General features: G+C 41.2%; 18 protein-coding genes. 11 read left to right on the top strand and 7 right to left on the bottom strand.

Annotated elements, in window-relative coordinates; genetic code table 11:
* Nucleotides 1-55: 55 nt before the first annotated feature.
* Together J3455_RS15635 and J3455_RS15640 are read left to right on the top strand one after the other, a co-directional pair.
* The gene (locus tag J3455_RS15635; RefSeq protein WP_130049660.1) at nt 56-1,000 is read left to right on the top strand and encodes a D-2-hydroxyacid dehydrogenase; all 945 of its coding nucleotides are present in this window, start codon (nt 56-58) and stop codon (nt 998-1,000) included.
* Nucleotides 1,001-1,162: 162 nt separating this feature from the next.
* Complete coding sequence (locus J3455_RS15640; RefSeq protein ID WP_130049661.1) at nt 1,163-1,543, top strand: DUF3192 domain-containing protein; 381 nt, start codon at nt 1,163-1,165, stop codon at nt 1,541-1,543.
* Between the two features lie 31 nt (nt 1,544-1,574).
* On the opposite strand, the gene J3455_RS15645 is transcribed toward J3455_RS15640, so the two are convergent.
* The 3 genes from J3455_RS15645 to J3455_RS15655 all read right to left on the bottom strand — a co-directional run bounded on the left by J3455_RS15645 (nt 1,575) and on the right by J3455_RS15655 (nt 7,354).
* The gene (locus J3455_RS15645) at nt 1,575-2,498 is read right to left on the bottom strand and encodes a GGDEF domain-containing response regulator (protein WP_239977956.1); all 924 of its coding nucleotides are present in this window, start codon (nt 2,496-2,498) and stop codon (nt 1,575-1,577) included.
* Nucleotides 2,467-5,895, bottom strand: coding sequence for a response regulator (locus J3455_RS15650; protein ID WP_349562020.1), 3,429 nt, complete (start codon nt 5,893-5,895; stop codon nt 2,467-2,469). Before J3455_RS15650 ends, J3455_RS15645 begins: the two co-directional genes overlap by 32 nt.
* A gap of 61 nt (nt 5,896-5,956) precedes the next feature.
* Entirely contained in the window at nt 5,957-7,354 is a 1,398-nt protein-coding gene (locus tag J3455_RS15655) for a PhoH family protein (protein ID WP_167658205.1), read from the bottom strand.
* A 299-nt stretch (nt 7,355-7,653) separates the two neighbouring features.
* Between J3455_RS15655 and rapA the strand changes: the two genes are divergently transcribed.
* Nucleotides 7,654-10,548 (top strand): RNA polymerase-associated protein RapA, encoded by a 2,895-nt coding sequence (gene rapA, locus J3455_RS15660; RefSeq protein ID WP_178926602.1) that lies wholly within the window; start codon nt 7,654-7,656, stop codon nt 10,546-10,548.
* Nucleotides 10,549-10,604: 56 nt separating this feature from the next.
* Here rapA and J3455_RS15665 read toward each other — a convergent pair whose 3' ends face one another.
* The gene (locus tag J3455_RS15665; protein WP_349562021.1) at nt 10,605-10,835 is read right to left on the bottom strand and encodes a hypothetical protein; all 231 of its coding nucleotides are present in this window, start codon (nt 10,833-10,835) and stop codon (nt 10,605-10,607) included.
* A 133-nt stretch (nt 10,836-10,968) separates the two neighbouring features.
* Between J3455_RS15665 and rluA the strand changes: the two genes are divergently transcribed.
* Nucleotides 10,969-11,622, top strand: coding sequence for a bifunctional tRNA pseudouridine(32) synthase/23S rRNA pseudouridine(746) synthase RluA (gene rluA, locus J3455_RS15670; protein ID WP_130049676.1), 654 nt, complete (start codon nt 10,969-10,971; stop codon nt 11,620-11,622).
* Nucleotides 11,623-11,703: 81 nt separating this feature from the next.
* On the top strand, nt 11,704-12,633 hold the full coding sequence (locus tag J3455_RS15675) for a DUF3530 family protein (protein ID WP_349562022.1): 930 nt from the start codon (nt 11,704-11,706) through the stop codon (nt 12,631-12,633).
* Here J3455_RS15675 and djlA read toward each other — a convergent pair.
* From djlA to J3455_RS15690, 3 genes are read right to left on the bottom strand one after another with little or no spacing between them, the layout of a single operon-like run.
* Nucleotides 12,616-13,488 carry a co-chaperone DjlA gene (gene djlA, locus J3455_RS15680; protein ID WP_167658207.1) on the bottom strand — a complete coding sequence of 291 codons (873 nt, stop codon included), beginning with the start codon at nt 13,486-13,488 and terminating at the stop codon, nt 12,616-12,618. The genes J3455_RS15675 and djlA overlap by 18 nt on opposite strands.
* A 23-nt stretch (nt 13,489-13,511) precedes the next feature.
* Complete coding sequence (gene murU / locus J3455_RS15685) at nt 13,512-14,168, bottom strand: N-acetylmuramate alpha-1-phosphate uridylyltransferase MurU (protein ID WP_349562023.1); 657 nt, start codon at nt 14,166-14,168, stop codon at nt 13,512-13,514.
* Nucleotides 14,165-15,166, bottom strand: coding sequence for an aminoglycoside phosphotransferase family protein (locus tag J3455_RS15690; protein WP_349562024.1), 1,002 nt, complete (start codon nt 15,164-15,166; stop codon nt 14,165-14,167). Before J3455_RS15690 ends, murU begins: the two co-directional genes overlap by 4 nt.
* A 103-nt stretch (nt 15,167-15,269) precedes the next feature.
* Between J3455_RS15690 and lptD the strand changes: the two genes are divergently transcribed.
* The 6 genes from lptD to J3455_RS15720 are packed head-to-tail and all read left to right on the top strand — an operon-like array spanning nt 15,270 to nt 21,841.
* Nucleotides 15,270-17,516, top strand: coding sequence for an LPS assembly protein LptD (gene lptD / locus J3455_RS15695; protein ID WP_250661674.1), 2,247 nt, complete (start codon nt 15,270-15,272; stop codon nt 17,514-17,516).
* A gap of 36 nt (nt 17,517-17,552) precedes the next feature.
* Nucleotides 17,553-18,845, top strand: coding sequence for a peptidylprolyl isomerase SurA (gene surA / locus J3455_RS15700; RefSeq protein ID WP_130049682.1), 1,293 nt, complete (start codon nt 17,553-17,555; stop codon nt 18,843-18,845).
* A 5-nt stretch (nt 18,846-18,850) separates the two neighbouring features.
* Nucleotides 18,851-19,843 (top strand): 4-hydroxythreonine-4-phosphate dehydrogenase PdxA, encoded by a 993-nt coding sequence (gene pdxA, locus J3455_RS15705; protein WP_130049683.1) that lies wholly within the window; start codon nt 18,851-18,853, stop codon nt 19,841-19,843.
* On the top strand, nt 19,840-20,646 hold the full coding sequence (gene rsmA / locus J3455_RS15710; RefSeq protein WP_130049684.1) for a 16S rRNA (adenine(1518)-N(6)/adenine(1519)-N(6))-dimethyltransferase RsmA: 807 nt from the start codon (nt 19,840-19,842) through the stop codon (nt 20,644-20,646). The genes pdxA and rsmA overlap by 4 nt, the downstream gene beginning before the upstream one ends.
* Nucleotides 20,630-21,019, top strand: a complete 390-nt coding sequence (gene apaG, locus J3455_RS15715; RefSeq protein WP_130049685.1) for a Co2+/Mg2+ efflux facilitator ApaG/CorD — start codon at nt 20,630-20,632, stop codon at nt 21,017-21,019. Before rsmA ends, apaG begins: the two co-directional genes overlap by 17 nt.
* A gap of 6 nt (nt 21,020-21,025) precedes the next feature.
* Nucleotides 21,026-21,841, top strand: a complete 816-nt coding sequence (locus J3455_RS15720; RefSeq protein ID WP_130049686.1) for a symmetrical bis(5'-nucleosyl)-tetraphosphatase — start codon at nt 21,026-21,028, stop codon at nt 21,839-21,841.
* The last annotated feature ends 126 nt before the right edge of the window (nt 21,842-21,967 follow it).

Below are 21,967 nucleotides of genomic sequence, written 5' to 3' on the forward strand. Positions count from 1 at the left end.
TATAAACCTTGGAGTACACCCCAAGGTCAAGCAATAAATTAAAAAAGGAAAGCACATGAATATTACTGTCCTTGATGCAGCGACATTAGCCAACACTTCGTTAGATGCCTTAGCGCAATTAGGTAAATTAACCTGTTATGACTTAACCAACCAAGAACAAGTTGTTGAGCGCAGCCAAGATGCAGATGTAGTTATCAGTAATAAAGTGGTGATTGATCAGCACGCCATGGCTAAGCTGACTAATTTAAAACTCATTTGCGTTGCAGCCACAGGTACTAACAACATTGACTTAGAGGCGGCTAAGAAGCATAACATTGCAGTGACAAATGTAGCGGGCTATTCAACACCAAGTGTGGTGCAACATACCTTTACTCTAATCACTAATTTATTGGGTAATACTCACAGATACATTAATGATTGTCAGCAAGGCTTATGGCAAAAAAGCCCGATGTTTTGTCGCCTAGATTACAGCTTTAATGAAATTGCCAGCAAAACATTGGCAATTGTTGGTTATGGGTCACTGGGTAAAGCCGTTGCCGACGTAGCACGAGTCTTTGGTGCCAAAGTCATCATCAGTGAGCGTAAAGGCCAAGCACCTCGTGAAGGTCGCGTCAGTTTTAATGACGCCCTAAAAACAGCGGATATTATTAGTGTTCACTGCCCGCTAACTGATGAAACTCGCAACCAAATAGCCGCGGAAGAGTTAAGAATGATGAAACCGTCAGCCATCATTATTAATACCGCCCGTGGTGGTATCATCAATGAAGCTGATTTAGCAGATGCATTGGCTAATAATATCATTGCTGGAGCTGGTGTTGATGTACTCAGCAAAGAACCCGCAGAGCAATCAAACCCGCTAGCACTCTACAAAGGGTCAAACCTATTGCTCACGCCTCACATCGCATGGGCAAGCCAAGAGTCTATTGTTCGCTTAGTTAACGAAATAGCTTTAAATATTCAGGCATTTAATCAGGGCGAGATGCGTAACAGGTTGGTCTAAAAGGCAATATATTAGTCAATAGAGCTAAGTAGTTAGTGATTTTTTACTTAGCCCCATTGCGCAAAATAACATTAACCCAATGATTTTATTAGAAATAAAATTTTTGGCAAGCAGTTTGCTATCAAGGTTTAACTATAAAACAATTTCTTAGGGATAAAAAACATGAAAAAAGCACTTCTAATTGCCGCTCTAACTGCACCATTTTTAACTGGCTGTGTCATCGCTGTTTCTGACGGTGAAGCCGACACTCATTGGGCTGGTAGTTCTTCTAGCTGGGAAAAACAGCATAAAAGTAACCGTGAAGTGATTTCTAATCTCGCATTAGATACAAGCTACCAAACCGTATTAAACAAACTGAATACACCTAACTTTACCGAGTTGTTAAAGCAAGGTGATGATGTTTATCAGGTATTATTCTATGTAACACATAGCATTCATTCTGATGGCAAGATGACTAAAGACGAGTGTACGCCACTCGTATTTAAAAATGATAAGTTAATTGGTGTGGGTGATACAATTTATAAATCGCTAAGTAACGGCTAATTAGCAAGCTAAAGTTAAGAGTAGGCTTTGCCTACTCTGATTCAGTTACAGCGATCATTCTCGATACAATTTGATCTCGCCCGGCATCTTTAGCCTGATAAAGACCTAAATCAGCCTCTTCTAGCAAGGTTTGTTCTGCATAAACCTGACCATTTTCTGTGGTCGCAATACCAATACTAATTGTGACATGGTCGGCATTTAGCGACGCTTTGTGTAGAATGTTTAACTCATTCACTGCATTTCGTAGTTTATTTGCAAACGAGATAGCCTCATTGGCAAAGGTATTTGGAAGTACCGCAGCAAACTCTTCACCACCATAACGAGCAACAAAGTCACTGCCTCGCTCACACGCCCCAACTAAGGCATGAGCAATTTTTTTTAAGCAGTCATCACCTGCACGATGGCCATAGCAATCGTTGTAACGTTTAAAATGATCGACATCCATTAATAACACTGATAATGGAGTTTGATCTCGACGACACCGGCGCCACTCTCGCGCTAAGTTTTCATCCAAATAACGTCTATTTGGGATCTCAGTTAAGCCATCAATTGAGGCGAGCATTTCGAGTAAGTCATTTTTTTGTTTGATCAGCAGCTGATTGCGTACACGGGCACGAACGATAGCAGCACTAAATGGTTTCGTGATGTAATCCATCGCGCCTAATTCAAGGCCCTTAGCTTCGTCATCATGGCTGGTATTTGCAGAAATGAATATAACAGGCAACATACTGGTGGCAGCGTTTTCTTTTAACTTAGTTAGCACTTCATAACCGTCAATGCCTGGCATCACAATATCCAAGATCAATAAATCAACAGTCTGCGTTTTTAAAAACGTCAGTGCTTTTTCGCCACTCTCTACACAAAAAACATCATAGTCTTGCTGTAATGTTTTCTCTAATACCAAGCGATTTAACGGATCGTCATCAACAATCAGTACCTTGGCTCTTTTCAACATCAGTAGATCCTTGTTCAATGATAAATGCAATGACCTGTTTTATTTGCCATTGCAATTCATCATTTAATTGCTCGGGCAATTCGCCATCTGCTTTAAGCCTAGCTTCACATTGTTGTGCGCACGCTGACAATCGCTTAAAACCAAGATTGCCAGCTGATCCTTTAACATTATGAACTACACGAACCAACTCATTGGTAGTTTTTAATGTAGAGATTTGTAATAGCTGCTCAGCTGCCATAGTCGCAAACTTCGACAACATAGTTAATACTAACTTAGTATTATTTGCAAACTGAGACATTATAAAAGCTTGATCAAAAAAGACTTCTTTTGGCCTATCCAACTCACTCATTGCTAAAAATAATTTACTGGCAACAATAGGTTTAGTGAGATGCTTATTCATACCGGCCGAAATAGAATGCTCAATATCTTCGCTTTCACTGTGTGCAGTGAGTGCATAAATAGGCATTTGCTCTTTAGTGAAAGACTGACGAATAATACGCGTTGCCTGACAACCATCCATTTCTGGCATCTGAATATCCATAAAAATGAGATCAGGTCTGAGGCTTTTTGCCAGCTCAATGCCTTTTTCACCACTGTGTGCACACACAACAGTGACATCAATTTGCTCTAAAATGCTTTTAATAATGCTTAAATTTAGTGGATTATCATCCACAGCAAGTACTAAAAGTCCAGATAGATCAGTACTAGAAGGCAATGAAACCAGCTCTTTTTTCACAGGCTCTACGGCTTTATCGAGCTGCAAGCAAAAGCAAAATTCACTGCCTTTGCCTTTTTCACTTTCAAGCTTAATTTCGCCTCCCATCAATGCAACTTCGTATTTAACAATCGCTAAACCTAAACCAACCCCCTGATGAGAGCGCGTTAATGATTCATCGCCTTGGGTAAATGCATCAAATAAGCGGCTTTGATCGGCCTTACTAATACCAATACCGGTGTCTTTGACTGTAAAACAAATAAGTTGCTGCTCAGCAGATTCCTCCACCAGCATTAAGTTTAATGTCACTGTACCTTGCTCGGTGAATTTTACTGCGTTAGTGAGTAGGTTAGCTAATACTTGCTGCAAGCAAATTTGATCACCAACCAAGTTATCACTAATACTTTGGTCACATTTGACTTTAAACTCGATATTTTTATTCGCACATAAGGGAGCTGTGATCCCCTGACAGTAATCGATTAAATCAGGCACACTAAAAGGGGCTTTATTAATTTGCACTTGCGAGCTTTCCGCGCGGGCAAAATCTAGCATACGATTTAATAAGGTAAGCAAGCTATTGGCTGCAGATTTTGCTTGCTCGGCATGGTTACGCTGCGGCTGTGTTAACCCTTGCAGTGCAATCACATCAATTAAGCCTAGTACAGCATTAAGTGGTGTGCGTATTTCATGGCTTAGGTTAGCTATAAAACGGCTTTTAGCTAATGTTGCTCGCTCAGCATCATCTTTTGCTTGCACTAAATCCGTCACATCCTGTACATGAACAACATAGTAATCCGGTGTTTGCTCAGCATTCCAAACTAATGACACGCTAATTTGTAACCACCGTTGTTGCTCTTGCTGCTCAAGACTAAAGTGATAAACTTTTTTCTTCTCATGCAGTAACTCTGTCAAGGTATCCTTTAGCGTCTGATAAGATGGCTCTGCAAATAAGTCTATTAATTTGAGGTCATTAGCGTTTTCAATTGCAAAGATTCTACGTGCTGCTTTATTTGCTTGCAGCACCTGATCTTCAAGCGAAACCAACAGCACTCCATTAGCAGCATATTCCATAGCACTGCGTAATTTAGCTTCAGAGCTTTGTAATGCATTAAGCGCATTATGCTGCTCGGTAATATCACGACCAATCGCCATAGTGCCAAGAAATTGCTGATGCTCGTTGTAAAATGGCACAATGCTAAACAGATAACTACTATCTTCTGTGGTCAATCTTTTTTGATAAGCTTGGCGGTCTTTAAGCACTTGCTTTTCAAGCTCGTTTAATTCGCCTTTATCATCACTAATATCACATAATTGCTGGCCCACTAACTTCTCTTGTGGCAAGCCAATATAACGCTCATACGCCTTATTACAGCCTAAAAACGAGCCATCGATATTCTTAAAGTAAATAAGATCCGGCACGTTATTTAGCATAGTATTTAATAACGCTAAGTGACGCTCTTTCGCATCAATACTACGGCGCAATTGTTTTGACTTTACCTGTACTTGGGAATCAAGCGCTTTATTTGCCTCTTGTAAAGATTGAACGAGCTCCTCATTACGACTAAACACCTTTTTCACACGGCTGAACCAAGGCTGCCAATCAACAGGAATCCGATAATGAACTAACGCTTGTTTGCCTTCATCATGCTGCTCAAGGTAATTCATTAAGTGCGTCATCGGTTTTACAAAAATGCGCTGACTCAACCAAAAAACAGCGCTGAACATCATCACTAAAAAAACACTCAAAAATGCGAACTCTAAAAAGATGTCATAGCCAACTGGTTCACTAAGAGCTTGCTGTGATTCATAGAAACGAGTGTAAATAGGTAAGTTGGTAGCTTCTTGTACTAAATGACTATCGTTATTTTTGCGCATATCTACCGCGACATGCGGCCAATGTTCGCTGGCACTAATGGTCGTATTAAGCGTTGCCTTTGAGCTGGCAATAACTTGGTTATCTTGATTGATAAAAATATACTCACCATAGTTAGGCGCTATTTTTTTTAACCAATTAGAAATTGCTTCAAGATCATAAATCAACACAATGTAATCGCGACTATTAGCAGCTCTTTGCTTGCCAATTGCAAAATAGGCATGACCATTAATGGTCAACACTGAGCTAGAGGCAAGATTGTTGCTATTTATTAATAAAGGTCGAAATTTATTATCTAACAAACTGGTCAGAAATTCACTTTTTGTTATGCTACGGCGCTTGATGTAAACAAAACCTTGCTCATTAACATAAGCCACGGCTTCTAAAGATTGAATAAGTGACAGAGTGGTATTAAACGAGGGGCCGAGGGCAATAACTCGTCGCCATTGATTAATTGCATAAGCCGTTGAGGCAAACTTTCCTTGCCCGACTATCTCCCCCACTCCATCGCCCACACTTTGATAGTAATAGTGATCATATTGATTCACATTACGTGTCCAACTAGGATCAAAATCATAAGAAAGTGGCTGTTCATAAAGCTTGAACATGGTGTCTATGAGGCCATCCGCGGCATTCATCGCATGGGAAAGCTGAGCAGTAATATTATTAAATCCGTTTTGCCTGCTTTCTATCACTCGCTCAAGTTTTAAGTTATACAGGTGTAAACACAAAAAAAACGCCACCAGCAGCGGCACAATAAGTGCCACTGCCAAAGAGCGATAATAATGCTTTAATGGTAAAAAATTCACTGGCTTATATGTACCTTACCTCGTTACAGCTAGGTTAACGAGGCATAAGTATACTGGCAAGCTATAAATTTTCTTCAGCAAAGCTGGCTAACCTGCTACGTACTACACCATTTAAGTTAACAGTAGCACTGCCCTCAAAATCTTTAAAACGTTCAACAATATAAGTTAAGCCAGAGGTCACTGGGGTCAAGTAGTTACTATCGATTTGAGCAAGGTTACCTGAGCAAATTAGCTTAGTGCCTTCGCCACAGCGAGTGATAATAGTTTTCAACTGCGACGCAGTTAAGTTTTGACTCTCATCCAAAATAACAACGGCATTTTGAATGCTGCGACCACGCATAAAGTTTACTGATTTAAACTGTACGTTGGCTTTTTCCATAATGTAATTGCGACTCGAAATTGGGTTTTCATCGCCTTTATGTAGTACCTCTAAGGTATCGGTGATCGCAGCCAACCAAGGCGCCATTTTCTCTTCTTCCGTGCCTGGTAAAAAGCCGATTGATTCAGCAATTTCAGGAGTATTACGGGTAACAATAACTTTATCGTAAATGCCTTTTTCTATAATCATTTCAAGGGCGCTGGCAAGCGCGAGTAAGGTTTTACCACAACCAGCGGGGCCGGTTAAGATCACTAGTTCAATACTTGGGTCAAGCAGTGCATCAAGTGCCATTCCTTGATACACATTCTTTGGTTTAACGCCCCAAGCAGTATGACTCATCAAACGTTCAACACTGATATCTTTTAAAGTAATTTGTTTATCATCGTAGCTTGTTACTCGAGCCGCAAAGTGGTCGCTTTCATCTAAAATATATTCATTACAGAACACATCGCTAATCGTGCTTTTTGCCACATGATGATAGGTATCTCGGCCTTGTTGTTCTGTTTCGCACTCACCAACATGTTGCCAAAAGTCGCCTTCAATTTTTTTATAGCCACTAGTAAGCAACGCTATGTCATCAATTAATTGGTCAGTTCTGTAATCTTCAACAAATTTAAGCCCGGCCCCTTTCGCTTTGAGGCGCATATTGATGTCTTTAGTTACAAGCACCACTTTGCTGTCGCTATGTTGCTTTTGTAAATGCACAGCACAATTGATAATTCGGTGGTCATTTTCGTTGCCTGGTAAACCTGAAATACTGTCTGCAAATAAATGGTCATTAACGATAATTAAGCGGCCACGAGAATCTGTTTTAGCCTTTTTGTTACTAGGGAGCGCGACACCCTGCAACATTTGCTCTGGCGAAGCGTCCTTTAGCACTTCATCTAAACCACGAATAGCAACACGGGCGTCACGGCTAACGTCATGTTTTCTATCTTTAATGTGGTCGAGCTCTTCTAATACTGTCATGGGGATAACAACATCGTGTTCTTGGAAAGATAAATAAGCGAGGGGTTCGTGGAGTAACACATTGGTATCAAGCACATACATTTTACTATCAAGGTTCGAAGCTTTTTCCATAGCACTTTCCTTACGTTTTATGATTTTTATGCTATACCCAATAAACTAAACAAGCGGCGGATGAAGCTATGGTTTATTCGTCAGGTATATACTCAGTTTAGTCTATTTACGACAAAAGTCCTTTTTATGACAAACAAATATATAATTATTTAACCGGTTAGAATACATACAATTTTTACCTTTAATAATGACTTAAAAAGGTTGACTAAATTTAATTGTGTGCGGCGAGTTTACTGCCTTGAAGTAGCATGGCGTTACAGGTAACATAGCCGCCTTTTTTCTTCATAGACGAGACATACATGAATTTTTCCTTAGGTCAGCGTTGGATCAGTGATACTGAGTCAGATTTAGGATTAGGCACCGTAGTTGCCCTTGAAGGCCGCCAGGTCAGCATTTTATTTCCAGCCAGTGGAGAAAACAGAGTTTATTCTTTAACAGAAGCACCTGTTACTCGTGTCGCATTTAATCCAGGTGATGTTATTCGCAGCGTTGAAGAGTGGGAATTAGAAGTTGAGTCAGTTGAAGAGCAAGGCGAGTTACTATGCTATCATGGCACACGCGTTGATAACGGTGAAAAAGCACAGTTAAAAGAAACTTTTTTAGATCACTTTATCAAATTCAATAAACCACAAGACCGTTTATTTGCAGGCCAAGTGGACCGCTTTGACCGCTACACTCTACGTTACCAAACTTGGCAGCATCAGTTTGAGCGCCAACAATCACCTTTAAAAGGTTTAATTGGTCAGCGAGCAAACCTTATTCCGCATCAGCTTTATATCGCACAAGAAGTCGGTAAACGTTTTGCGCCACGCGTATTACTTTCTGATGAAGTGGGTTTAGGTAAAACCATTGAAGCTGGTATGATTTTACATCAACAAATCATCAGTGGCCGCGCTAGTCGCGTACTGATTGTTGTGCCTGAAAACCTTCAACATCAGTGGTTAGTAGAAATGCTACGCCGCTTTAACTTACATTTTTCTATTTTTGATGAAGAGCGTTGCGATGAAGCCTTTGCTGACTCACCAAACGTATTTGAAACAGAACAGTTAGTACTTACTAGCCTTGAATTTTTAAGTAAGAAAAAACGCTGGTTTGAGCAAGCAACTCTGGCTGATTGGGATTTACTGGTTGTTGATGAAGCACACCATTTAAGTATCAATAATGGTAAACCAAGCACTGAATACCAACGTATAGCGGAGTTAAGCCAAGACATTCCAGGCCTTATCTTATTAACTGCAACGCCAGATCAACTAGGCCATCGCAGCCACTTCGCACGCCTGCAATTACTCGACCCAGATCGTTTCTACGACTACGATGCGTTTGTTGAAGAAGAAAGTAACTACAAAGAGGTTGCCGAAGCAGCCAACCAATTACTCGGTGAAAAAGGCCTTGATGATGCGTCTCGTGCAACATTAAAAGAGCTATTAAAAGAAACCGATATCACTGATCTTTTAGCCGAAGCAGAGAAAGGTGATGAAACGGCGCGCAACGAAATTTTATCAATGTTGTTAGACCGCCATGGTACGGGTCGCATTTTATTTAGAAATAGCCGTAGCGGTATTGATGGGTACCCAAGCCGTAAGCTTCATGCATACCCTATGGCAATGCCTAAACAATATAAAACGGCGATGTCGGTACTGGGTAACATGGGCGGCATTCAAAATGCTGAGCTAACAGCCCTTCGAGCTTTATTTCCTGAAAAGATCTTCCAAGAGTTTGAAGGTGAAAATGCTAGCTGGGGCGCATTTGACCCACGTGTTGATTGGTTAATCGAAACGTTAAAAACCCTTAAACACGAAAAAGTACTGCTTATCTGTGCTAAAGCCGAAACCGCACTTAGCCTAGAACAGATTCTACGTGAGCGTGAAGCGATTAAAGCCTCTGTTTTCCACGAAGGTATGTCGATTGTTGAACGTGACCGTGCAGCCGCTTACTTTGCCGACGAGTACGACAGCGCACAAATTCTACTTTGCTCTGAAATTGGCTCTGAAGGTCGTAACTTCCAATTCTCGCATCACTTAGTATTGTTTGATTTACCGCTCAACCCTGACTTACTTGAGCAACGCATTGGTCGTCTTGACCGTATTGGTCAAACTCAAGACGTAAACATTCATGTGCCGTATTTTGAAAACACCGCACAGGAAGTGTTATTACGTTGGTACAACGAAGGCTTAGATGCGTTTGAAACGACATCGACAACAGGGCAAATGCTGTATAAAGAGTATGGCGAAGAACTACTTGAGTTTATTGGTGCACACAATTGCGATGAAGAAGAGCTAGACCCACTGCTAGAACAAGTTGCAGGTCAAAATGCCAAGCTTCGTAAGCAAATGGAAAGTGGTCGTGACCGCTTACTAGAGCTGCATTCAAGTGGCCAAGGCCGAGCCGAAAGTCTTGTTGCTGATATCGAAGAATTAGACGATCAATTCACGCTACCAAGTTATATGATCAATGTGTTCGACACCTTTGGTGTAAGCCAAGAAGATAAAGGTGAAAATACCATTATCTTAAAACCAACTGAGCACATGCTAAATCCATCTTTCCCATGTTTAAAAGATGATGGCATCACAGTAACGTTTGATCGCAGCACCTCGCTTTCGCAAGAAGACGCCCATTTCATCAGCTGGGACCACCCAATGGTGCAAGGCAGCTTAGACATGATTTGTGATGATGACTTTGGTACTGCCTCTGTGGCGTTACTGAAAAACAAAAAGCTACCTGCTGGTACCTTCTTTGTAGAGCTCATTTTCATTGCTGAGGCGATGGCGCCTAAAGCACTTCAGGTTGGCCGCTTCTTGCCACCAACGCCTATCCGTATCTTATTAGATAAGGGCAGTAACAATCTGGCTGATAATGTTGCTTTTGATGCTTTCAATCAGCAGTTGTCTGCGGTTGGTCGCCAAACTGCAAGTAAATTAGCCAGCGCGCTACAAAGTGCCATTCACCCAATGATCACCAGCGCACAAGGCATGGCACAAACCAAGCTAGAAGCACTGCGTGCTGAATCACTAGAGAAAATGCAAACTGCACTGGGTGAAGAGCAAGCTCGTTTAACGGCACTTAAACAGATCAACCCGAATATTCGTGATGAAGAGCTTAGCTTCTTTGATAAACAGCGTAGCGAACTCACGACTTACATCGAAAAAGCCCAAGTTAAACTGGATGCAATTCGTTTAATTGTCGTTTCACACTAACGTTAAATAGCTAAACTCAAAACTACAAACGCGATGTGCTTTCACATCGCGTTTTTTTATACAAAAAACACCACAAGGGTAATAATTACGGCCACTGCCGCTAGCTTACAAAATAACTTAGCTAAGCTTTTATTTCTTTGTATTAAATCGTCTTTGTAAGCTTGCTTCAAATATACTGCTTGTAGGTCTGAAAAGCCTTTACAATGCGGACACTCTGGCTCACGGTCATTTACTTCTAAGCCACAACGTGTACAAGGCTTACAGCGAATTAAACCAAGGCGAAACATTCATTTGTCCTTTTCTTTAAACTCCGTAGCTTAATTTACTGTATCTTAGCTACTACTCAAAAACCAGCACTGGCATTGTGTATGCGCTCATACTCCTTTAAAATAGCGCCCTTGCATATCATCGAGGCTGGCTGTGTTACTCAATTATAATCCCCCAATGACACCTTATTTAAGTATTGTTTATCAAGATGATGACTTACTTATTGTGAATAAACCAAGTGGTTTACTTACTGTGCCGGGAAAAGACCCAAAACACGCTGACTGCCTTATTGCTCGCATTAATCGCGTTTTTCCAACGGCGAAAATTGTTCACCGCCTTGATATGGCTACCTCTGGCATTATTTGTTTAGCTATGCACAAAGAAGCGCATCGTAATTTAAGCATTCAGTTTCAAGATAGAAAAACCGCGAAACGCTACATTGCTCGTGTATTTGGTAAGCTTGAGCAAGAAACTGGATCGGTAGATTTACCACTTATTTGTGATTGGCCGAACCGACCAAAGCAAATGGTTGATCACGACAATGGCAAACCGTCATTAACCCATTTTAAAGTGCTTGAATATGAAGGTAATGCAACTCGTGTTGAGCTGACCCCAATTACAGGGCGTTCTCACCAACTGCGTGTGCATATGCTGTCATTGGGTCACCCTATTTTAGGCGATAAGTTGTATGCTCACCCCGAGGCATTCGCCATGGCTCCTCGCTTACAACTGCATGCCGAAATGCTAACCTTAGCTCACCCAGCCAGCGGTGAAACACTGATTTTTGAAGCTGCTCCTGAGTTTTAAGACAATTCGCTAAATATTTAATAAACACTGCCGATAACCTAGTTAATCACTGATTTAATTAATGACTCAGGTAATATCGGCATGAATTTAAAACCCTCACATCGCTTAGTTTACGCAGCCTGTTTTGCGTTGATTAGCAGCGTGAATGCAGCCGACTTTATCAAACCGACGCCTTGGTCAAGCTTGGTCACAAATGATATTCAACGTTTTTTACCAACTGATGAAGTGCGTCCCCTGCTTGCTGGTGAAGATGAGTTTATCAGCTTATATCGTCAATCGATGGCTGCAAGTCAACGTGGAATTGTGCTCATTATTCCCGATTGGCAGCACTTACCAACAAACAATGCTGGCATTAACTTTTTACGTAAACAGTTAAATGAAATTGGCTATGCAACTCTTGCCATGACTATGCCAGACATTGATTGGCACCCTGCTGACATGGCAATGCCTGAGCCATCTGAGAGCTCTGAAGACGCTGAAGAGTCAACTACGCAAAGCGATGAACAAACTGCTCCTGCCACGCCAGCCCAAGCACAACAAGCGCCTCATTTTGTTACAGGTGCACCCAATATTAGTGAAGCTGTGCTTGATGATTACAAGTTAAAGTTAATAGCCAGGTTCAATGCCTTGTATAACAGTGCAATGGATGAGGGCGGCAACATAATTGTTGTGGCTCAAGGTGCCAGTGCAGGGCTATTAATTGAGCACTATGCTAGCTTTCCAAATAACGAACTAAACGCCTTTATTAGCTTAGGGAGTTATTTACCCAACAGTATTCGTAACCAGCATCTCAATGCTACGCTATCGACCATCAGCCCACCGTTATTAGATATTTTCTATAGTGAGGGTAACCCTGACACGCTGCAAAGCGTAAAAGACAGGAAACGCTGGGTAAGAAAACACGCAAAATATGACTATCGACAAAGAGAGTTATTTGGTGTGCCTTCAGAGCCTGAGCAGCACGAGAGGCTGCTCAAAGAAGTGGATGGCTTCCTACGCCGCCTTTTTTAAATACTCATAGGCTGCTTGAATATCTTGGCTTTTCTTTACTGCCACTTCCATCATATGTTTTGGTAAACCTTGCGATACCAGCTTATCGGGGTGATGCTGAGCCATGAGTTTGCGATAGGCTACTTTAATATCTCGCGCAGAAGCATCATTGTTTAAGCCTAAAAGAGCCAAAGCTTGCGCGCGATTCATACCATTATTGGGTGGCACACTGTGCCCTCTTTGTTCACTATGACTGCTGCGATTTTGCTGGCTTTGTTGACGTTGCTGCTCATAAAAGCGCTGTTGTTGCTGGCGAAACGCAAATTCGGCTTGGTAGCGCTTTAATAAAAATCCGAACTGAGTGCGCGAAATACCAAGCTGCTTACTCACCTCTTGCAAGAGCTGCTTTTCTTGCTCTGCAAGGTGGCCATCAGAAAAGGCCATTTGAATTTGTATTTCGAGGAATAATTGCAATAAATCATGACGTCGGGCAAAGCGCTCCTTAAAGTCATGAACGGTTTCTTTTAATGAAAAGTCCGTTTCTTTACCGCTACGAAAGGCATCTTGAGCTTCACGGCGCTCATCGCCCGATAGGCCCATTTCGTCCATAAACAAACTTGCAGCACGAATATGCGTTTCACTAACGCGACCATTCGATTTGGCAATATGCCCCATCACTGCAAAACAGCTAGAAAAGAAAAGTGCTTGGCGTTCGTTAATGTCATCGCCTTTAAACAAACCAGAAAAACCACCTGCTTTATCAAAGTCTTGTTTTAAACTGCGATCGAACATATGGCCTAGGTATAAACCTAGTAAGGCACCAATAAACTTGCCAAACATAAAGCCAAAACAAAAACCGAGTACTTTTCCCCACATAATTTGGCAAACCTCTGTTGTTATTACAAAGTGAAACGCTGATTTATTTCATCGAGTCTGGCAGGCGTGCCAATGTCATCCCACTGACCTAAATAAAGCTCAGTAGAAACTTGATGCTCTGTGAGTTTTTCTCTCAAAATGGGCCCAAGTGGACGAATACCTGCGCTGAGACCTTCAAAAAAATCAACATGATAGCGGCTTATACCCGAAAAAGTATACTTTTGACTATCTGGGCTTAGATGACTTAGAGCAAAATCACCATCAGGATTATGAGCAGGATTTTCAACAAGGACAATATGCGCCTCCCCTGCTTGCAGATGAAGCTGCATCAACGAAGTAACATCGTAATCAGTAAACACATCACCATTGATGACAATAAATTGCTCACCCAATAACGGCAATGCTTGAATAATACCACCGGCGGTTTCAAGACCCCCAGCCTGCTCTTGGCTGTAAGTGATCGATACACCAAACTGCGAACCATCAGCAAAATACTCTGTTATTTTGTCACCTTGCCAAGCAAGGTTAATGACAATATCGGTAATGCCTGCTTGGCGTAAGTTATTAATATGATACTCTAATAATGGCTTGCCGTTAATCTTTAGCATCGGCTTTGGCATCGTTTCTGTTAGCGGCATCATGCGCTTACCGCGCCCTGCCGCTAGGATCATTGCTTTCATTTCATCTCTTTTGTTAAACGCTGCTTAGTCAGTGGGATAATAGTCTGCTCTATCCACTGGCCAAGGGCTGTTAACTCTGGGTATTCTTTACTGACATTACTGATGTATGTAAGGGTTGGCAGTACATTACTCAAATAGCCAGACTTACCGTCACGCAATTTCAAACGGCAAAATATACCTGCCGCTTTTAAATGACGCTGCACGCCAGTTAAATCAAACCAACGTTTAAACATCGTAAATGAGATGTCTTGCAAAAGCTTTTGCTCGCAAAATTCGTCATAAGCGTAATGTAAAAGGTAATCGAGCTCTTGCTCTGGCAACTTAAAATAGCAATCTCTTAATAACGAAACAAGGTCATAACACACTGGCCCTTGTACGGCATCTTGATAATCAATGATCGCCCATTGCTGTCCTGTGCGCATAATATTACGGCTATGGAAGTCTCGGTGCACCGTCACAATTGGTTGTTCAAGCGCATTGTTAACTAATAGCTCACAAGCTTCTTGCCACATTTGCAGTTCGGCATCACAGAACTTCTCACCAATAAAGTTATCAACTAACCAATCTCTAAAAATGCTCAGTTCAAACTGTAAAAACTCGCCATCAAATACTTTCATATATTGGGCAGGTGGGATTTGCGCCCATTGTGCACTTAACTTTATTAAATGTTTGTAGTGTAAAGTGCGGTCTTCGTCGCCCAGTAAATCGGCCAAATGAGTATTGCCTAAATCACTCAATAAGAAGAAACCTTGCTTTTCATCTGCTTGAAGAATTTTTGGTAATTTAAAGCCATGTTGAGAAAACACTTTATTGAGTTCTATATAAGGCGTGTTATCTAATTTATTGGGGTCTGAGTCCATGACGATATAGCTCTGTTCACTTGTATTTACGCGGAAATAACGGCGAAAGCTCGCATCCCCAGTGATGGCGGCTAATTGATATTCATCCTCTTTAAAATGAGGATTTAAAAACTGCTGTAAACTTTTATAACGATTCATTTAGTAAGATATCTATTTTTCACTAAGTCAATTACTGTATTTGCCATTGTTTTCCTTTATTATGTCTAGCTTATATCCAACCAAAGAGTATTAAGGTCATTAAATGAGCAAAACCTGGGGCATAATGATGCTAAGCGTACTTAGCGCACCATCGTTCGCCGAAACTGAACTGACACACAATCTTTGTGGCACTTCAATGCAAACCAGAGCTTGGCAACCGCTCCCTGGCCTTGAACTTAATATGATCGATATCAAATCAGATGATATTGAACTATTGGGTACCCAAAGCGCAGAATTTACCGGTAATGTAGATATTAACACCCTAACGATGAATTTGTCCGCACAAAGTGCACTGATTGACAAACAACGTGGGTTACTTAATGCAACCGGCCCTATCGTTTATCGCGATAAAGTAAGCCAAATTAATAGTTCTGGGCTCAATGCGGATTTAAATAATTCTGAATTAAGCTTGCTTGGTGCTGATTATAAGCTCACCGACCAACTTGGTCATGGTGGCGCAGAAAAACTAACAGTAAACGAGTCTGGCTTAAACCTGATGAACGCAAGCTTTACTACCTGCCCGGGCGAAACACCGGTGTGGGCAATTGAAGCTGACGAAATTGATCTATCCAGTGAAGATGGTTGGGGCGAAACCCACAATACCGTATTACGGGTATTTGATACGCCGGTTCTTTATATTCCCTATTTTACGTTTCCATTAGATGACCGCCGTAAATCAGGCTTATTAACACCTAACTTCTCAAGTTCAGGCCGCTACGGTATTGAAACCATCACACCGTATTACTGGAATATTGCACCTAATTACGACGCCACCATTACGCCTCGCTATATGTCAAAGCGCGGTTTACAGATTATTGGTGAATTTCGTTATTTAACGGAGCAAAACAACGGTCTTATTGCTGTTGAATACTTAGATAAAGATGATGAAGAACCAAATGTTGACTCGCGTTATCTATTCCATTGGCAGCAGCAAAGCTACTTTGGTGAAAACTGGCGCGGTAATATAGATATTACTAACGTTAGTGATGATAACTACTTAACTGATTTAAATTCTGGTTATGCGACTCGCACAGATACTCAGTTATACCGCACAGGTTCACTAACTCACTTAGGTGACACTTGGCGTACCAATATCAAGTTGCAAAGTTTTGAAGTACTTGGTGATCACCGCGAGTCATACGCGGCACTGCCACAAATTAGCTTTTCGCAAACTGATGCGTATGATTTTTATGGCGTTGATTTAACCCTTGATGGTGAGCTTAGCTATTTCACTAATGATAACGCAGTCATTGATGAAGCAAGTCGTGTTCATATCGAACCGAAAGCAAGCTTTGGTTACCAAGAATATGCATGGTCATTTTTATCTGAATTCAGTTTACTGCATACAGAATATAACCAGCATGGTGATTTAACAGGAACCGACTACGACGAAAAGGTCACGCGTACTCTGCCAAAAGTGCGTTTATACAGCCAATTAAATTTTGAACGTGATACTGGGTTTTTCTTTAAAGATGGTATTCAAACACTTGAACCACAAATTCAGTATTTGTACACCCCTAATAAAGACCAATCAAACATTGGCCTTTACGATACAACAAAATTACAAGACGACTTTTTTGGTTTATTTAGAGACCGTCGATTCTCAAGCATCGACCGTATTGCCACTGCGAACCAATTTACGTTAGGTGCGACAACCCGCTTATTTAGCAATGAAAACGAAGAAGTATTTAACTTTAGTGCCGGACAAATCTTTTATTTAAGTAATGACGCAAAACCTACAACACAAGGCATTAATGTTGATACTAACTACAATGCCTTGTTCGCAGCGCAAACCATGTTACATTGGCACCGTCGCTGGTATTTATCAGGTGGGATTCAGTACGACACTGACGGCAAAGATATTATTCAATCAAATATCACCTTAGATTATAAAGGTGACGATAAACAGCTCGTGCAATTGAACCATCGCTATGCAAATGATGTCTCAGGCAATACAATCGAGCAAATTGGTTTATTTACAAGCATTCCGCTATCGCAAGATTGGCAGTTTGTTGGTAGCTACCACCGCGATTTAGAAAGCGGTCGTAGTATTGAAGTTTTCAGCGGTCTTCAGTATGAATCCTGCTGTTGGGCGTTTCAAATCACAGGCCGTCGTCAAATCGAAACAGATTTGAACCAGGCGATTGGTCAAGAACAAGCAACTTTTGATACCAGTATTGGCTTCAATATCGTATTAAAAGGGCTTGGAAGTAAAAGCCGTTATGATGCACAAAAATTATTACAACAAGGTATTTTTGGCTATCGTAGACCGTATTTTCTTAATAACTAGTACCGCAGTACTATTAGCAAGAGTATTAGAAAAAGTATGAATTTAAAAAAATTATTAGCATCTGCATTATTAACAGTTGGCCTATGCCAAAGCGTTTTCGCAACACCTGTCGAAATTGACAAAGTCGTTGGTGTTGTTAACCAAGGTGTTATTCTACAAAGTGAAGTCGACACCATTATCAACCGTGTAAAAACTCAAGCAGCAGAGCAAGGTCAAGAGTTACCGTCTGATGACACGCTTCGAATTCAAGCTATTGAGCGTTTAGTAAACCAAACTCTGATGATGCAACTTGCTGAGCGAATGGGTTTAGAGATCTCTGACTCTCAGTTAGACCAAACACTTGAAAACATGGCTCGTGAGCAAGGCGGTACAATTGCGGATTTACGCCGTACTATCGAAGCAGCAGGTGAAAGCTATACAGCTTACCGTGAAGAAATTCGTAAAGAAATCACCACGCAACAAGTCATGCGTGCGAACGTTGACCGTCGTATTTATATCAGCCCGCAAGAAATCGATAATCTTCTAAAAATCATGGAAACCCAAGGCAAAAGTGCCGAAGAATACGATATCGGTCACATCTTGATTGATATTCCTAGTGATGCGTCAGCAGATGAAATCGCGAGTGCTAAAACTCGAGCAGAAAAGGTTATCGAGTTTTTAAAAGAAGGCAAAGAGTTTAAGCGTATCGCTATTTCATCTTCAAGTGGCTCAAAAGCACTTGAAGGTGGTCAGCTAGGTTGGATGGGTATCAACGAAATGCCATCGCTGTTTGCTGAAGCGGTAAAAGGCCATAAAAAAGACGATATCGTTGGCCCTCTACGTTCAGGTGCAGGTTTCCACATTATCAAAGTGCAAGATGTTCGTGGCCGCCAAGTAGTTGAAACGACTGAAGTTCGTTCACGCCATATTCTAATTAAACCATCAATAATTTTAAGTGAAGAAAAAGCCCGTGACATGCTAAAAGGCTTTGCTAAAGATCTACGTGAAGGCAAAGCAGATTTTGGCGAACTTGCTAAAGAATACTCTGAAGATCCAGGTTCAGCATTGAAAGGTGGTGAATATGATTGGACTGATCCAAGTACTTATGTACCAGAATTCAAAAATACTTTGCTTTCTCTAGATAAAAATGAAATCAGTGAGCCATTCAGAACTCAATTCGGTTGGCACATTGTACAGCTTCTTGACAAGCGTGTAGCAGATAAAACTGAACAAGCTAAGCGCAACCGCGCACATCAGCTACTGTTTAATCGTAAATTTAAAGAAGAAAGTTTCAACTGGCAGCAAGAAATGCGTGAGCAAGCGCACGTTGATATTTTCCCAACAGAATAAAAATTATGACCATTAGAATCGCAATTACCCCAGGTGAGCCAGCCGGTATTGGCCCTGATTTACTTATCAAGTTAGCGCAGCACCAGTGGGATGCCCAACTGGTGGTGATTGCTGATGGTGCGCTTTTAAAACAGCGCGCCAAATTACTTGGCTTAGATATCAACTTAATTGAGTTTGATGATAGCAAAGCGCCAAGCCTTGCACCTGCTGGCAGTGTTTACTTACATCAAGTGGATTTAGGCACTGACGTTGAAGTCGGCGTACTTAATGACGCTAACGGTCAATACGTGTTGGATACGCTACGTATCGCCAGCGAAAAAAACATGGATGGTACATTTGCAGCTGTTGTCACAGGACCTGTCCATAAAGGAATTATCAACAAAGCGGGTATCTCGTTTAGTGGTCATACTGAGTATTTCGCACAGCAATCAAATACTGCCGATGTAGTTATGTTGCTAGCAACAGAAGGCTTACGCGTGGCACTCGTAACAACACATATACCACTTGCTTATGTGTCTCGTGCGATTACTGTTGAACGTTTAAGTAAAGTGGCTACGATTTTAAACCATGACTTACAAACTAAGTTTGGTATTGAAAAGCCGCGTATATTAGTGTGTGGACTCAACCCGCATGCGGGTGAAGATGGCCATTTAGGCACTGAAGAAATTGACACCATAACGCCAACTTTAGAACATCTGAATAACCAAGGTATGAACTTAATTGGCCCATTGCCAGCTGACACCCTGTTTCAAGATAAATATCTATCACAAGCAGATGCTGTGCTTGCAATGTATCACGATCAGGGATTACCTGTGCTAAAATACAAAGGTTTCGGCAATTCGGTCAACATTACCCTTGGCCTGCCATTTATTCGCACCTCAGTAGACCATGGTACGGCACTAGATTTAGCTGGCACTGGTACTGCTGATGTAGGTAGTTTTGAATTAGCGATCCGCGAAGCAATTAAGCTCGCCCATGAAAAAGCACAGAATCAATGACAGATAAAGTACATTTAGGACACCGCGCTCGTAAGCGTTTTGGTCAAAACTTTTTAAACGATGACATGATCATCGACAAAATCGTCACGGCTATTGATCCTAAACCTGAAGACAATTTAGTAGAAATCGGCCCAGGCCTTGGTGCAATCACTGAGCCTGTAGCTGAATTAAGTGGCCATCTAACTGTTGTTGAGCTAGATAAAGACTTAGCAGAACGTTTAACGAGCCACCCATTTTTAGGGCCTAAATTAACAGTGCATCAAGGCGATGCAATGAAGTTCGATTTCAGCTCTCTGATCAAGTCTGACGAAAAGTTAAAGATTTTTGGTAACTTACCTTACAACGTTTCGACCCCGCTGCTATTCCATTTATTTGAGTTCGCAGATAATGTTGAGCACATGCACTTTATGCTGCAAAAAGAAGTTGTCAAACGTATGGTTGCAGGCCCTGGCAGTAAAGCCTTTGGTCGTTTAAGTGTGATGACACAGTATTACTGCCACGCAATGCCAGTGATTGATGTGCCACCTGAATGCTTTAAGCCTGCACCTAAGGTAGATTCAGCGGTTATCCGCTTGATCCCTAAAAAGCCAGAACAACGTTCAGCTAAAAGTACTAAGTTATTAAACACCGTTTGTTTAGAAGCTTTTAACCAACGTCGTAAGACACTGCGTAATAGCTTATCTAACTTACTTACAGCTGAAGAACTAACAGGTATAGGTATTGATATCACTCTTCGTGCAGAAAGCCTATCTTTACAACAATTTATTGATATAGCTAATTGGATTTATGACAACAAGCAGTAATTTAGGTTCTCCAATTAAGGTTTCGGTTGAAACCTTCTATGTAGAAGGTCAATCAGAGCCTGAACAAGATAAATACGTTTTTGCTTACTCAATCACCATTAAAAACCACAGCTTATGTAGCGCTAAGCTTTTAAGTCGTTATTGGTTAATTACCGATGCCAATGGTAAAGAAGTTGAGGTACAAGGCGAAGGTGTTGTTGGTGAAACACCCACTATTGCTCCTGGCGAAAGCTATAAATACACCAGTGGTGCTGTACTTGATACCCCGGTTGGCACAATGCAAGGTCACTACACCATGCGTAACGAGTTTGGTACTGAGTTTGAAGCGCCAATCGACGTTTTTCGTTTAGCCTGTCCAAACATTTTGCACTAGGTAACAATGGCTGATTACGCAATTGGTGACTTACAAGGCTGTTACTGTGAATTTGATACGTTACTCAAACGTGTCAACTTCAACCCAAGCCAAGATCACCTTTACTTAGTTGGCGATATTGTCGCTCGAGGCCCTGACTCACTCGCCTGCCTCGAGCGTCTTTATAAAATGCAAGGCAGTGTGACCATTACCCTCGGTAATCATGACTTACACCTTATTGCCTGTCATTATTTAAATAAACCAGCAAATCCTAAAGATAAGCTTGATGCTGTTTTTTCTAGTCCAAAACGCTCTGAATATATTCATTTTTTGCAACAACAGCCTTTAGCCTTGTGGCTTGAACGCTACGACATGCTAATAAGCCATGCCGGCTTAAACCCAAATTGGTCAATTAAAAAAGCATTAAAGCGCGCTCGCTTTGCAGAAAGTTGCTATCAAGGTAGTGATGCCAATCATTACTTTGCCAATATGTATGACTCCCATCCATTAGAATGGCAATCAACGATGAGTAATGAAGCCAAGTTTCGTTATATTGTTAATTACTTCACTCGTATGCGTTTTGTAAATTTGCTCGGTGAGCTAGATTTCAGCAATAAAACCAGCGTTAGTGAAGATAGCTCAATACTACCTTGGTTTGAGCATCCGAATATTTCTGAACTCAATCAACAGATCACATTTGGTCACTGGGCCGCTTTAGAAGGTAAAGTAAACGCCGAAAATATTCATGCCCTCGACACAGGCTGTGTATGGGGAGGCGCAATGACACTCATGGAACTCAGCAAAAAAGACTGTTTTGTCGAAAAATCCCACTCTTTTATCTAAATAAACTGAAAAATAGCTGAACATCTGTTAGATTTATATAAATTAAAGTTGATTTAATTTAAAGCTAATTAAATTTAATTACTTAACTAATTGGCAACCTTGCCGATAAGTATTGATTAGTACTAT

Origin of the sequence: Pseudoalteromonas sp. NFXS39, from assembly GCF_040148775.1 — a bacterium.
Lineage (GTDB): Bacteria > Pseudomonadota > Gammaproteobacteria > Enterobacterales > Alteromonadaceae > Pseudoalteromonas > Pseudoalteromonas apostichopi.